Raw genomic sequence first — 13,084 nt, 5'->3', positions numbered from 1 at the left:
GTGCCGCCACCGCCGTTCGACCCGGAACTGGCGCCGATCGTCGAACAGCTGCGGGCGGCCCGTCCGCCGCTGAGCACGCCGGACGACATCACCGCGCGCCGTGAGTTCGTCGCCGGTGCCGAGCAGACCGTCGACGAACTGGCCGCGGCGCACCCGGGGTTCGAGTTCGCGGAGGAGCACACGGGGGAGGTGCCGTTGCTGGTCGCGCGCCCGCCCGAGAGCCGCGGTGTCCTCTACTACATCCACGGCGGCGGCCTGATCGTCGGCAGCCACCTCGGCCCGGACGTGCCGAACGTGCTGCGCTGGGCCGGGGAACTCGGCGTCACGATCGTTTCGCCGGGTTACCGGCTCGCGCCCGAGCACCCGTACCCGGCGCCGGTCGAAGACTGCTACGCCGGCCTGTCGTGGACGGCCGGGCGGCTCGCCGGTCCGATCGTGATCGGTGGCGTCAGCGCGGGTGGCGGGCTGGCGGCGGCCACGACCCTGCTCGCCCGCGACCGCGGCGGGCCGGAGCTCGCCGGGCAGCTGCTGATCTGCCCGATGCTCGACGACCGCGACAACACGCCGTCGGCGCTCGACCTCGACGGCCGCGGCCTGTGGGACCGCACGGCCAACAACGTCGGCTGGGCGGCGTACCTGGGAGACCTTCGCGACGTCCCGCCGTACGCCGCACCGGCCCGCGCGACCGACCTTTCCGGGCTGCCGCCGGCGTTCCTGGACGTCGGCACGGCCGAGACGTTCCGCGACGAGGTGGTCGGCTACGCGAGCCGCCTCTGGCAGGCGGGTGGCGAGGCGGAACTGCACGTGTGGCCCGGTGGGTTCCACGGCTTCGAGTCGCTGGCCCCCGACACCGCACTCAGCCGGGCGGCGCGGGCCGCCCGGCTGAGCTGGTTGCGCGGCTTGCTCAGCCGCCGGCCAGCAGCTCCTGCAGCTCGCTGACGGCCTTCGCGAGTTCGTCGGCGAAGCGGTACATCTCCGACGACACGTGCTTCGGCGTGCTGAGGTAGAGGTTCCAGCGGTCCGGCAGCAGCACGTACGCGATGCCGATGCACTGCGGGCTCGTCGAGCCGAAGCCGAAGTACTGGATGTTGACCGACGGCGCCGAGCTGGTGCTCAGGTAGTCGTCGCGCATCTTCAGCCAGCCCGGCGAGCTGTACAGCGCCGGCGTCTCCGTGTCGCCGCGGCGCTTGGCGATCAGCTGCAGCTCCCACAGGTGCTGCTCGGGCGCGTCACCGGCCTGGCACTCCTTCGCCCGCGAGACGTGCTTCGCGGCCGCCGTGCGGAACGCTTCCCGCTTCTCCTCGGGCGAGCCGTCCTCCATCGCGGCGACGAACCGGAAGACCTCCGGCGTCACGACGCGCATGGCCTCGGTCCGGCCGTTGCGGAACTGCCGGGTGGCGATCGACTCGTACGTCGCGCCCGTCAGGCCCTTCGCGCGCTTGTGCGCGAGCTGGTAGGCCATCTGCGCGAAGGCGTCGGGGGACATCCCCAGCTCCTTCACGCGGTTGGCGCCGAAGTCGAACGACACGGTCTGCGTGGCCGTCGCGTCCGCGTACGCCGCGAAGGACTCCCCGGCGGCGCGGGCGTCCTCGCGGAGGGCGTCGGTCAGGGTGAACTCGACCGGCTCGAACCCCGGGACGCCGTCGGAGGTGTCACGCGGCAGCCGTTCCCCGCTCAGCAGCGCGTCGGTGAAGCCGAGGATCGTGGTGCCGTCGAGTTCGCAGTGCTCGACGTTGATCCCGGCGGTGCCGTCCTCGAACACGATCAGCGAGACGGCCTTGTCGTACCAGCGGTTGGCGCCGTACAGCAGCTGGTCCGCGGCTTCGAGCGTGGTCGACGGCGTGACGTCGTCCAGGCAGACGCAGAACAACGCCGTCTCGAGGGTCTCGAGAGCTTCGGCGTTGCCCGCGTCGATCAGCGCCTGACGGCTGGCCGCCCACTCCGCGCGGGCCTTGGTGGTGAAGTGGCCGGCGGGCACATCCGTGGCGTGGTCGTCCTTGAGGATCGCCCGCAGGCCGTCAGCGAGCTGCTCGGCGGAGTACGGCCGGCCGTCTTCGGCGACGACGTCCATCCGGAACGGCGTGTTCCGGTGGAACACCACGACGTGCCGCGCCCGCGACGGCCCTTCCCAGCCGTCGCGGTACGGCGTCCGCGCGCTGTCCAGCTCCTCGCCCGGGATGCGCGTGGCCGAGAACAGGAACTTGTGCTGCACCATCGACTGCGGCGTGCCGCGCACGGGCACCGGCGGCACCAGTTCGTCGTCGAGCCGCAGCTTGTAGTCCACGGCGGACGCGGTCAGCTCGGCCGCGCGTTCCACCTGGCCCAGCGGCGACTCGGCGAACAGGAAGAAGAAGTTGGCGTTGAGCGCGATCCGGTCGCGGCGGCCGAGGTAGCGGTACGGCCAGAAGGTGTCCAGCCAGCTGTGCACGCCGGGTGACCGGTCGTACTCCTCCAGCGCGGCCTGCAGTTCGTGGGCCGGGCTGCCGGGCGCGAGGAAGCCCGCGACCGCCGCTTCGGTCTCCGCCAGCTCGTCCGGCGTCAGCAGCGGACCGCACCATTCCAGGAAGCGGCGGCCGCTGTCGGCCAGAGCGGGCACGGGGACCCGGGGAAGCCGGTCCTCGTTGCCGAACGTGCGGGGGGACCATTCCGGACTGCTCACTCTGTCATCCTCGTTCGTCGGGTGCGGTTTCTTCGTCTTCGGTGGCGACGGCGTTGAGCGTGGACGCGAGCCCGGCGGCCGCGCCCTTCTTCGGTCGGGAAACATACAGCTGCGCGTAGAGCCAGCCTTCGGCCTCGAGCCCTTCGGGATCGACGCCGGCGGTGCCCAGCGCGTCGAGGATGTGCTCCTGTTCCTCGGTAGAGGCGAACCGCCGCTGGCGGTAGACGCCGTCGATGGCCGCGGTCTCGTAGCCCAGCTCGGCGAGGCTTTCCGCGACCGGGTCGTAGGAGAACATCCGGAGCACGAAGTGCGCCATCCACGGCCGGGAGCCGCGCGCGATCCGGGCGATCGTCTTCTCGGTGACGTAGCCGACACAGCCGGTCGACACGACGAGATCCACCTGATCGAGGAGCGCCTGCTGCTTCTCGTCCGGGTCGTAGCGCTCGAAGTCGGCGTAGATCGTCTCGTCCAGGAAGCCCGCTTCACGCGCGTAGTCCAGCGCCGCCCCCGCGGCGTCGAGGCCGAAGAACCGGGCACCGTCGGAGGTCGCGCGGCTGCGCACGAGCCGCTGGTCGCGCTCGAGCAGGGCGGTGCGGCCGAGGCTCTCGACGCCGGGCGCGGTGTACTGCTCGTAGAGGTCGTCCAGGGTCGTTTCGCACCGCAGCAACGCGCTGTTGACGCCGTAGGAACAGCCGACGTCGAGCACGGTCGGCCGCGCGATTCCGCGTTCCGCCTGGTATTCCTCGATCAGTTTCGTGAAGTACGGCTTCGCCAGTTGCGGAATCTGGTAATCCACGCGCTGCAACGTTCCGAAGAACGGACGGGGGTCGGGCGCGGTGTAAATGTGGTCGAACGAGATCTTGCCGGTCGAGTCGAAAGGCACGGGCCAGGCTCCTAGATCTAGTCGAGCAGGGCGTCGCCCCGCACAGCGTGACCAGCCAGGTGCTCAGGCAGGACCCGGCCGAAGAGCTGCCTGGTCCGCTCCGGGCTGCCGATGACGCCGGGGCGCTCGCTGTAAGCGAAGATCGCCGAGTGGCGCGCGATCTTCCCTTCCACCCTAGTGACCCGATGCAAGGCGAAGCGGCCTTTGAACAACTGCAGATCGCCCGGACGGAGGCCGAGGCGCTGGACCGGATGGGTGCTTTCGCCGGAAAGAACGCCCCGCACGGCGGAGAAGTTTTCCGCATCGGCGGAACGGATGTTCGGGCAGTATTCGAACGTCCCGCCGTCGCTCGCGGCCTGCGTCAGCATGCTGACGGTGTAGGAGTTCGTGTCGAAGTGCCACGGGTGCGCGCGGCCGGGCGCGATCACGTTGAGCGTCAGCCCGGACAGCGGGTCCGCGAGCTCGTGCAGCTCCGGCAACCCGAAGCAGTCGGCGATGAACCGCTGGAACACCGGGCTGCCGTGGAGCCGGCCGATGATCGCGCCGGCCGGGATGTGGTCGCGGGCGACGAAGGCGTTGCCCCGCTCCATGATCCGCCGGCCGGGGTGGTCTTCGGGCAGGTCCGCGTCGATCGCGGTGTTGTAGGCGTTGACCTTTTCGATCTTCGTGTACGCGTGCGGTTCGAGCGCGGCGCACTCGGCCCGCAGGACCTCGTGCAGCTCCGGCCGGATGAAGTCGGCGAGGACGCTGCAGCCGACGTCGGCGAGGTCCGCGCGGGTGCGGGCGACGACCGCCCGCCACGCTTCGCTGCCGGTATCAGTGAGCGGATAGCGGTCCGAGTCGATCATGTCCAGCGCGGCCACGGAGGTGCTCATCGAAGTCCTTCCGGCAGGTGAAGCTACGGTGCTTGCCCTGGTCGTGAGGAAAACAAGTAGCACAAGGCCCCGGCGGTGAACCGTGGGTTTGTGAGCGGTGACACAAAGTGGTCAGTGGCCGATTTCGGTGGCCCACGCGCTGAGCTCGACGGTGTCCGTGGTGCCGAGGTCGGTGTCCAGCGGCTGCGTCTGCGCGGCTTCCCCCGGAACCGGGATCACCGAGATCGCCGCGCCGGTGTGCTTGTCCCCGGACGTCACGGTGGCCGACCAGGCGAGCACGGACAGGACCGTCCCACCCGGTTGGACGGTCAGGTCCCGCGGGCCGGGATCGGGCGCGAAGTAGGACGTCTCGTGCAGGACTTTGACGTCGAGCGGCGAGCCGTCGCCCGCCAGGATCTTCAGGTCCGGGTAGCCGGTGACCTTGCGCGGCTCGCTGTCCCGGTTGGTCAGCGTCAGCACGCTGGCGCGGTGCCCGAGCCCGGCTTCGACCTGGCCGACCGAAACCGACAGTCCGCTCGACGGCGGCGGCGCGTACGTCGGACTCGGCGTCGTGGTCGGCAACGGGACGGGCGGCGGAGGCGGCGGCGTGCCGCAACCCGCGAGAAGCGCTACGAAGAGAAGTGGTGCGAAGCGGAAGACCCCCATGAGCCGGAAGAGTAGCGGGCGCCCCGGAGCCGGGCGCCCGCTACCGCTTTCTACGGCGTGAGCAGCGGCAGAAGCGGCTTGCGCACCGCAGTGGCGACACCGTCGGACGCCTCCGCCGCGGCGATCCGCTCGGCCGAGGGCCGGCCGTAGCCCGTCGTCCGCTGCACCAGCGGGCGGCCCAGCGGCTCGACCATCTCGCGCATGTCGCTGATCGTCTTGTACGAGCCGTTCGACGCGCCGGCCATCCGGCTGATCGTCTCCTCCATCAGCGTGCCGCCGATGTCGTTGACGCCGCCCTGCAGCACCGCGCGGCTGCCCTCGGTGCCGAGCTTCACCCAGGAGCTCTGGATGTTGTCGATCATCCCGTGCAGCAGCAGCCGGGACAGCGCGTGCACCGCCCGGTTCTCGTTCTGCGTCGCCCCCGGCCGGGCGAGCCCGGCGAGGTAGATCGGCGAGCTCTGGTGGATGAACGGCAGCAGCACGAACTCGGAGAAGCCGCGCTTGCCGTGCTTCTCGAGGCCGTCGCGCTGCAGCTTCGCGAGCAGCTTCAGGTGCGCGACCCAGTGCGCCGGCGTGTCGACGTGGCCGTACATCATCGTGGACGTCGTCGGCAGGCCGACCTCGTGCGCGGTGGTGACGACCTTGATCCACTCCGACGTCGGCAGCTTGCCCTTGGTGAGCACCCAGCGGACGTCGTCGTCGAGGATCTCCGCGGCCGTGCCCGGCAGCGAGTCGACGCCGGACTCCTTCGCCTGGATCAGCCAGTCGCGCAGCGAGAGGTTGGTCCGCGAAGCGCCGTTCACGACCTCCATCGGGCTGTAGGAGTGCAGGTGGATGCCCGGCTGCCGGCGCTTGACCTCGGCCGCGAGGTCGAAGTACGCGGTGCCCGGCAGGTCCGGGTGGATGCCGCCCTGCATGCAGATCTCGGTCGCGCCCGCGGCCCACGCCTCGTCGACGCGGTCGCCGACCTGCTCCAGCGAGAGCGTGTACGCGTCGGCGTCGGTGCGACGCTGGGCGAAGGCGCAGAAGCGGCAACCCGTGTAGCAGACGTTGGTGAAGTTGATGTTCCGCGTGACGACGAAGGTGACGTCGTCGCCGACCGTTTCGCGCCGCAGGTCGTCGGCGAGCTTCGTGAAGGCGTCGAGCTCCTTGCCGTCGGCGGACAGCAGCGCGAGCGCGGCGTCGTCGGACAGCCCGGCGGGGTCCTTTTCCGCACTGCGCAAGGCTTCCAGGACGGTGGAGTCGAACTTCTGCGGCCCGGTCTTGATCCGGTCGCCGATCTCCTTCCAGTCCCCGTACACCGAGTCGAAGTCGCTCCGGCGGTCTTCCGTGCGGCCGGTGGTGTCGATCTCGGTGTGCAGGTCGGTGCGGCCGGACTGCTGCCAGCCGCCGTCCGGCTCCTGCCACGGGATGCCGACCGGCATCGCGTCCTCGCGCGCCATCCCGGTGGCCGGGTCGACGAGCGCGGCGACGTGCCGCGTGATCCGCGGGTCCAGCCACGGCTCGCCGGCCTCGATGTACTCGGGGTAGATCGTGAGCCGTTCCTTCAGCTCGAAGCCGGCCTTCTCGGTGCGGCGGGCCAGCTCGTCGATCTGCGGCCACGCGCGTTCCGGGTTGACGTGGTCCGGGGTCAGCGGCGAGACGCCGCCCCAGTCGTCGATCCCGGCGCGGATCATCAGGTCGTACTGGTTGCCGATCAGGTTCGGCGGCGCCTGGATGCGCATCTTCGGGCCGAGCACGAGCCGCGCCACGGCGATGTTCGCGGCCAGCTCTTCGAGGTCGGCGTCCGGCGTCGCGCGCATCTTAGTGTCCGGCTTGGCCCGGAAGTTCTGCACGATGACTTCCTGGACGCCGCCGTAGGTCTTGGCGACCTTGCGGATCTCGAACAGCGCGTCCGCGCGCTCCTCGTGCGTCTCGCCGATGCCGATCAGCACGCCGGTGGTGAACGGGACGCTGCTGCGGCCGGCGTCTTCGAGCACGCGCAGCCGGACGGCGGGGTCCTTGTCCGGCGACCCGTAGTGCGGGCCGCCCTTCTCGCTCCACAGCCGGGTGGCGGTGGTCTCCAGCATCATGCCCATCGACGGCGCGACCGGCTTGAGCCGCTGGAAGTCCTGCCAGGTCAGGACCCCGGGGTTGAGGTGCGGCAGCAGGCCGGTCTCCTCCAGCACCCGGATCGCCATCGCGCGGACGTAGGAGAGCGTGTCGTCGTAGCCGTGCGCGTCCAGCCAGTCGCGGGCGGCCGTCCAGCGGTCCTCGGGCCGGTCGCCGAGGGTGAAGAGGGCCTCCTTGCAGCCCATCTCGGCACCCTTGCGGGCGATGTCGAGGACCTCGTCGGGCGAGAGGAACGGCGATTCGAGCCGGCCGGGCACGGTGACGAACGTGCAGTAGCCGCAGCGGTCGCGGCAGAGCCGGGTGAGCGGGATGAAGACCTTGCGGCTGTAGGTGATGACACCCGCGCGGCCGGCCTCGGCGAGACCGGCGTCACGAATGCGGGAGGCGTACTCGGACAGCTTCCCCAGATCTTCACCGCGGGCGTGCAGCAGGACGCTCGCCTCGGCTACGTCGAGTGTCTTCCCGTCACGCGCCCGGGCGAGCGCACGGCGCATCGCGGAGGCGGTCGGGGTGGTGGCGTCAGGATCGGGTCCCATTCCGCCCACGCTAGGACCGTCCTCGTGCGACCAGCCAGTGTGTCTTCCACACCCGGCTCACCCGATCGTGGATCGTGATCGTCGTCGCAGGTCAGCGCGGCGGGATGGTTGTCGATCAGCCGTCCGGCGTGTATTACCTAAAGGGTGGCCTCGGTGATCGGGAAGAAGATCGGCGGACGGACGTACTACTACCTCGCGGAGTCCGCGCGGGTGGACGGCAAGCCGCGTGTGGTGACTCAACGTTATCTCGGTACCGCCGACGAGATCGCCCGCGCGGTCCCGGGCGGTGAACCGGCGTCGGCACGCTACCGCGCGTACGGCGACGTCGCCGCGGTGTGGGCGACGCTGCGGCGGCTCGACTTCGTCCGCCGCGTCGACGAGGTCGCCGGGCCCCAGCGCGCGAAGACCACGCTCGGGCTGACGCTGGCGATCGCGGTGCTGCACCGGGCCACCGCGCCGGACACGCCGATCGCGGATTGGTGGGCGACCGGGGCCGCCCCGGACCTGGTGCGGCCCCGGGTGTCCACAGTGGAAGGATTCTGGCGGGCGCTGGAAAGGCTGACCCCCGAACGGATCACGCGCATCGAGGAGACCGTCGCCGCCGCGGTCTTGGAGATCCTCGACGACCACGCGGCCCTCGCCGTCGACGTCCCGCAGTTCGCCGCGTTCGCCGCCGCGGACTGCACGCTGCCCTCGGCCTGCCAGAGCGTGCTCGCCGGCGTGGGCCTGCGGGTGACCCGCGACGGCGCGATCCCGCTCGGCTCGCGGCTGTACCGGCGCGACGACGGCACGGCCCCGACGTTCGCCGCGTTGACCGGCGAGCTGGGCCCGGCGACGCTCATCTTCCACACGGGCCAGGCCGCCCAGCTCGACCTGGGCTCACGCAGCGGGTTCGTCGGCTCGCTGCCGCTGACCGACCACCCCGAGCTGCTGACCCAGCCCGCGTCGGCCCGCAAGCGCGTCGACCCCGAGCGGTTCGCCGGCCTCACCGCGCTGGACACGCACGCGGTCGTCGACGGCGTCCGGCGGCGGGTCGTCCTCACGCACTCGGCGACGCTGCACGCGGCGCAGTCGCGCGCGTTCGCCGACGAGCTGGCCACCGCGACCCGCGAGCTGGACGGCCTGGCCGGCGCCCTCGCGGCGGGCACCCACCGCGGCGACCGCGCCCAGGTGCACGCCGAGATCGGCCGCGTCACCCGCGGCCGGCGCGTCGAACGCGTGCTCACCGCGGTGCTGAGCGGGAGCCGGGCCGGGGAGATCCGCCTCGAGCGGCGGATCGACACCGCCGCCGTCGCCCGCCTCGACGACGAGTTCTTCGGCAAGCAGGTGCTGGTCACCGACCGGGACTGGCCGGTCGCCGAGCTCGTCACCGCCTACCGGGCGCGCACCCACCTCGAGTCGACGTTCCGCTGGCTGACCGGGCCCGCCGTCACCGGCCCCACCCCGCGCTGGGAGTGGACGCGGCAGCGCATCGCCGCGCACGGGCTCGTCTCGGTGCTCGCCGCGACGGTGACGCACCTGATGCGGCGCGAGGCCGACCGGGCCGGGATGAACCTGTCCGTGAGCGAGCTGCTCGAGCGGCTCGCGGGCATCGGCGAGCTGGTGCTGCACTACCCGTCGACCGGCGGGCGGCCGCGGACCGGGCGCCGGCCGACCGAGCGGGACCCGGCGCAGCAGGCGCTCTTCGCCCTCTTTTAGGACTCGCGGTGGATCTGCAGCGCGGAGAAGCTCTGCACCACCGGCATCAGCTCGATGACGTTGATGTTCACGTGCTTCGGCTGGCTCGCGGCCCAGTAGACGGACTCGGCGACGTCGTCCGCGGTCAGCGGGGTGGTGCCTGCGTAGACCTTGTCGGCCTTGCCCTGGTCGCCGTCGAAGCGGACCTTCGAGAAGTCCGTGCCGCCGACCATGCCGGGCTCGATGTTCGTCACCCGGACGCCGGTGCCGTGCAGGTCGCTGCGCAGGTTGAGGCTGAACTGGTGGACGAACGCCTTGGTCGCGCCGTAGACGTTGCCGCCGGGGTAGGGGTAGGTGCCGGCGATCGAGCCGATGTTGAGCACGTGGCCGCGACCGCGCTCGACCATGCCGGGCAGCAGCGCGCGCGTGACGTGGGTGAGGCCGCGGACGTTCGTCGCGATCATCTCGTCCCAGTCGGCGAGATCGGCCTGGTGCGCGGGCTGGAGGCCCTTCGCCAGCCCGGCGTTGTTGACCAGGACGTCGACCTCGCGCCACGCCTCGGGCAGGCCGTCGATCTTCGTCTTGACCGCTTCGGGGTCGCTGACGTCGAGCTTGAGCGTGAGGACGGCGTCGCCGAGTTCCCCGGCGAGCTTCTCGAGCTTGTCCTCACTACGCGCGACGGCGATCACCCGGGCGCCCTCGGCGACGAACCGGCGGGTGATGGCGTCACCGAAGCCGGCGCTGGCGCCGGTCACGAACACGGTCTGCTGGGTCATGGCTTGGCTCCGCTTGTGGTCAGGAAGGTGCTGAGCGCTTCGTTGAACTCGGTCTCGCGCTCCAGGTTAGGCAAGTGGCCCGCGCCGTCGATCACCACCAGGGTCGAACCCCGCACTTCCCGGTGGATCCGTTCGGCGTCGTGGACCGGGGTGAACTCGTCGTCGCTCCCTACTACGACCAGGGTCGGCACGTCGATGTTCCCGAGCCCGGGGGTGTAGTCGGGTCGCTCGGCGCGTCCTCGCAACGCGGCCGCGGCCCCCTCGGCGGGAGCGTCGCGCATCATCCTCCTGACGTGCTCCTCGACGTCCGGCCTGGTCGCGCGGGTCTGTGGCGAGATCATCTTCGGGAGCAGCTCCTCGGCGTAGCGCTCCATCCCTTCCCTGGTGATCCTCGCCGCGGTGTCGACGCGGCCCTGTTTCACCTCGGGGGTGTCGAGGCCGGCGAAGGTGTCGGCCAGCAGGAGAGCGCTGACGCGGTCCGGGTGGCGGGCGACGGTCTGCATGACGATCTGGCCGCCCATGGAGAGGCCACCGAGCACGAAGCTCTCTATCCCGAGGTGGTCGGCCAGCTCGACGAGGTCGTTCGCGAAGACGTCGAGGCCGGTCTTGGTCGCTTCGGTCTTGTGGGTGCCGTTCTTGTGGGTGCCGTAGCCGCGGAGGTCGGGGACGACGACGCGGTAGCCCAGCTCGGTCAGGTGCTCGGCCTGGGGCCGCCACATCGAGCGGTCGAAGGGGTGGCCGTGGACGAGCAGGACGGTGGTCGCGTCCTTCGGTCCCGCGTCGTCGTGAGTGGAGGTCATGTCTTCGACGCTAGGCGGAGCTTTGACGCGGAGCAATACGACGCAATGTACTCGGAGCAATGTTCTTTGCGTGCTCTCCTCGGCTGGTTCCCGGGATTTCCCCTGGCGCTCTCGGGGCTCCGGGGGCACACTGAGGCCAGGACGGGCTCCGTCAGGGGTTCTGACCTGCGCTGATCTTGTTAACGGACCCCCCTGTTTCGGGTGGTTTCGGGGCATGTAAAGTTCTCCAAGTCGCCAGGGAAACCGAGCGGCGGGGACACGAACCAAGCTCTCGCAGAAGCGATTGAGTGGGTGTCCCACCAAATAGCTTGAAACAATCGCCGAGGTTGAGCCCGCCGATAACGCGGGTGACTCCGGAGTGTGTTGCTTGAGAACTCAACAGTGTGCTAGTGAACTAAGCCAGTAGAGCTTATATATAACCTCGTATGAGGTTCCTTTGAGAATGATTGAGTACATAGTCTCGATCAAACTATTCATTGTTGGAGAGTTTGATCCTGGCTCAGGACGAACGCTGGCGGCGTGCTTAACACATGCAAGTCGAACGATGAAGCCTTCGGGTGGATTAGTGGCGAACGGGTGAGTAACACGTGGGTAATCTGCCCTGCACTCTGGGATAAGCCTTGGAAACGAGGTCTAATACCGGATATCACATTCTTTCGCATGGGAGAATGTTGAAAGTTCTGGCGGTGCAGGATGAACCCGCGGCCTATCAGCTTGTTGGTGGGGTAGTGGCCTACCAAGGCGACGACGGGTAGCCGGCCTGAGAGGGTGACCGGCCACACTGGGACTGAGACACGGCCCAGACTCCTACGGGAGGCAGCAGTGGGGAATATTGCACAATGGGCGAAAGCCTGATGCAGCGACGCCGCGTGAGGGATGACGGCCTTCGGGTTGTAAACCTCTTTCGCCAGGGACGAAGCGCAAGTGACGGTACCTGGATAAGAAGCACCGGCTAACTACGTGCCAGCAGCCGCGGTAATACGTAGGGTGCAAGCGTTGTCCGGATTTATTGGGCGTAAAGAGCTCGTAGGCGGTTTGTCGCGTCGGCTGTGAAATCTGGAGGCTTAACCTTCAGCGTGCAGTCGATACGGGCAGACTTGAGTTCGGTAGGGGAGACTGGAATTCCTGGTGTAGCGGTGAAATGCGCAGATATCAGGAGGAACACCGGTGGCGAAGGCGGGTCTCTGGGCCGATACTGACGCTGAGGAGCGAAAGCGTGGGGAGCGAACAGGATTAGATACCCTGGTAGTCCACGCTGTAAACGGTGGGTGCTAGGTGTGGGCGACATTCCACGTTGTCCGTGCCGTAGCTAACGCATTAAGCACCCCGCCTGGGGAGTACGGCCGCAAGGCTAAAACTCAAAGGAATTGACGGGGGCCCGCACAAGCGGCGGAGCATGTGGATTAATTCGATGCAACGCGAAGAACCTTACCTGGGCTTGACATGCGCCAGACATCCCCAGAGATGGGGCTTCCCTTGTGGTTGGTGTACAGGTGGTGCATGGCTGTCGTCAGCTCGTGTCGTGAGATGTTGGGTTAAGTCCCGCAACGAGCGCAACCCTTATCCTACGTTGCCAGCGCGTTATGGCGGGGACTCGTGGGAGACTGCCGGGGTCAACTCGGAGGAAGGTGGGGATGACGTCAAGTCATCATGCCCCTTATGTCCAGGGCTTCACACATGCTACAATGGCTGGTACAGAGGGCTGCGATACCGCGAGGTGGAGCGAATCCCTTAAAGCCGGTCTCAGTTCGGATCGCAGTCTGCAACTCGACTGCGTGAAGTCGGAGTCGCTAGTAATCGCAGATCAGCAACGCTGCGGTGAATACGTTCCCGGGCCTTGTACACACCGCCCGTCACGTCATGAAAGTCGGTAACACCCGAAGCCCATGGCCCAACCCTTCGGGGAGGGAGTGGTCGAAGGTGGGACTGGCGATTGGGACGAAGTCGTAACAAGGTAGCCGTACCGGAAGGTGCGGCTGGATCACCTCCTTTCTAAGGAGCACAACACATCCACGTTCCCGGGATACCCGGAACCAGGGCGTGGGGTGGCTGGGGTTTAACACTCGAATGCAGTGTTGCTCTGGTTGCTCAAGGAATTGTGGAACTACTGGTTATGGCTTA

At 68.8% G+C, this 13,084-nt stretch carries 9 protein-coding genes and 1 rRNA gene; 3 read left to right on the top strand and 7 right to left on the bottom strand.

What is annotated here, in order from left to right:
- Complete coding sequence (locus tag OG439_RS26450) at nucleotides 1–939, top strand: alpha/beta hydrolase (RefSeq protein ID WP_326943523.1); 939 nt, start codon at nucleotides 1–3, stop codon at nucleotides 937–939.
- Here the strand turns inward: OG439_RS26450 and OG439_RS26445 are convergent.
- The 5 genes from OG439_RS26445 to OG439_RS26425 form a co-directional block, all read right to left on the bottom strand.
- The gene (locus OG439_RS26445) at nucleotides 905–2,659 is read right to left on the bottom strand and encodes a choline/carnitine O-acyltransferase (RefSeq protein ID WP_326943522.1); all 1,755 of its coding nucleotides are present in this window, start codon (nucleotides 2,657–2,659) and stop codon (nucleotides 905–907) included. The genes OG439_RS26450 and OG439_RS26445 overlap by 35 nt on opposite strands.
- A gap of 4 nt (nucleotides 2,660–2,663) precedes the next feature.
- The gene (locus OG439_RS26440; protein ID WP_326943521.1) at nucleotides 2,664–3,542 is read right to left on the bottom strand and encodes a class I SAM-dependent methyltransferase; all 879 of its coding nucleotides are present in this window, start codon (nucleotides 3,540–3,542) and stop codon (nucleotides 2,664–2,666) included.
- A 17-nt stretch (nucleotides 3,543–3,559) separates the two neighbouring features.
- On the bottom strand, nucleotides 3,560–4,417 hold the full coding sequence (locus tag OG439_RS26435; RefSeq protein WP_326943520.1) for a HalD/BesD family halogenase: 858 nt from the start codon (nucleotides 4,415–4,417) through the stop codon (nucleotides 3,560–3,562).
- 111 nt (nucleotides 4,418–4,528) lie between these two features.
- Nucleotides 4,529–5,062, bottom strand: a complete 534-nt coding sequence (locus OG439_RS26430; RefSeq protein WP_326943519.1) for a DUF4232 domain-containing protein — start codon at nucleotides 5,060–5,062, stop codon at nucleotides 4,529–4,531.
- 50 nt (nucleotides 5,063–5,112) lie between these two features.
- Complete coding sequence (locus OG439_RS26425) at nucleotides 5,113–7,710, bottom strand: bifunctional FO biosynthesis protein CofGH (protein WP_326943518.1); 2,598 nt, start codon at nucleotides 7,708–7,710, stop codon at nucleotides 5,113–5,115.
- A 153-nt stretch (nucleotides 7,711–7,863) separates the two neighbouring features.
- Here OG439_RS26425 and OG439_RS26420 point away from each other — a divergent pair, with 153 nt between their 5' ends.
- The gene (locus OG439_RS26420) at nucleotides 7,864–9,408 is read left to right on the top strand and encodes an IS1634 family transposase (RefSeq protein WP_326943517.1); all 1,545 of its coding nucleotides are present in this window, start codon (nucleotides 7,864–7,866) and stop codon (nucleotides 9,406–9,408) included.
- Here OG439_RS26420 and OG439_RS26415 read toward each other — a convergent pair.
- The gene (locus tag OG439_RS26415; RefSeq protein WP_326943516.1) at nucleotides 9,405–10,163 is read right to left on the bottom strand and encodes an SDR family oxidoreductase; all 759 of its coding nucleotides are present in this window, start codon (nucleotides 10,161–10,163) and stop codon (nucleotides 9,405–9,407) included. The two genes, OG439_RS26420 and OG439_RS26415, sit on opposite strands and share 4 nt — an antisense overlap.
- Nucleotides 10,160–10,963, bottom strand: a complete 804-nt coding sequence (locus OG439_RS26410) for an alpha/beta fold hydrolase (protein WP_326943515.1) — start codon at nucleotides 10,961–10,963, stop codon at nucleotides 10,160–10,162. Before OG439_RS26410 ends, OG439_RS26415 begins: the two co-directional genes overlap by 4 nt.
- 476 nt (nucleotides 10,964–11,439) lie before the next feature.
- Between OG439_RS26410 and OG439_RS26405 the strand changes: the two genes are divergently transcribed.
- Nucleotides 11,440–12,955 (top strand): 16S ribosomal RNA (locus tag OG439_RS26405).
- Nucleotides 12,956–13,084: the final 129 nt, after the last annotated feature.

The organism is Amycolatopsis sp. NBC_01307 (genome assembly GCF_035975215.1).
Taxonomy (GTDB): domain Bacteria; phylum Actinomycetota; class Actinomycetes; order Mycobacteriales; family Pseudonocardiaceae; genus Amycolatopsis.
The sequence above is the reverse complement of the archived record's forward strand: the minus strand, read 5'-3'. Positions and strand labels throughout refer to the sequence as shown.

Bases quoted from the DNA above. Each gene is read 5' to 3' on its own strand.
- OG439_RS26435 (WP_326943520.1), bottom strand. From the start codon at position 4,417: ATGAGCACCTCCGTGGCCGCGCTGGACATGATCGACTCGGACCGCTAT.
- OG439_RS26430 (WP_326943519.1), bottom strand. From the start codon at position 5,062: ATGGGGGTCTTCCGCTTCGCACCACTTCTCTTCGTAGCGCTTCTCGCG.
- OG439_RS26425 (WP_326943518.1), bottom strand. From the start codon at position 7,710: ATGGGACCCGATCCTGACGCCACCACCCCGACCGCCTCCGCGATGCGC.
- OG439_RS26415 (WP_326943516.1), bottom strand. From the start codon at position 10,163: ATGACCCAGCAGACCGTGTTCGTGACCGGCGCCAGCGCCGGCTTCGGT.
- OG439_RS26410 (WP_326943515.1), bottom strand. From the start codon at position 10,963: ATGACCTCCACTCACGACGACGCGGGACCGAAGGACGCGACCACCGTC.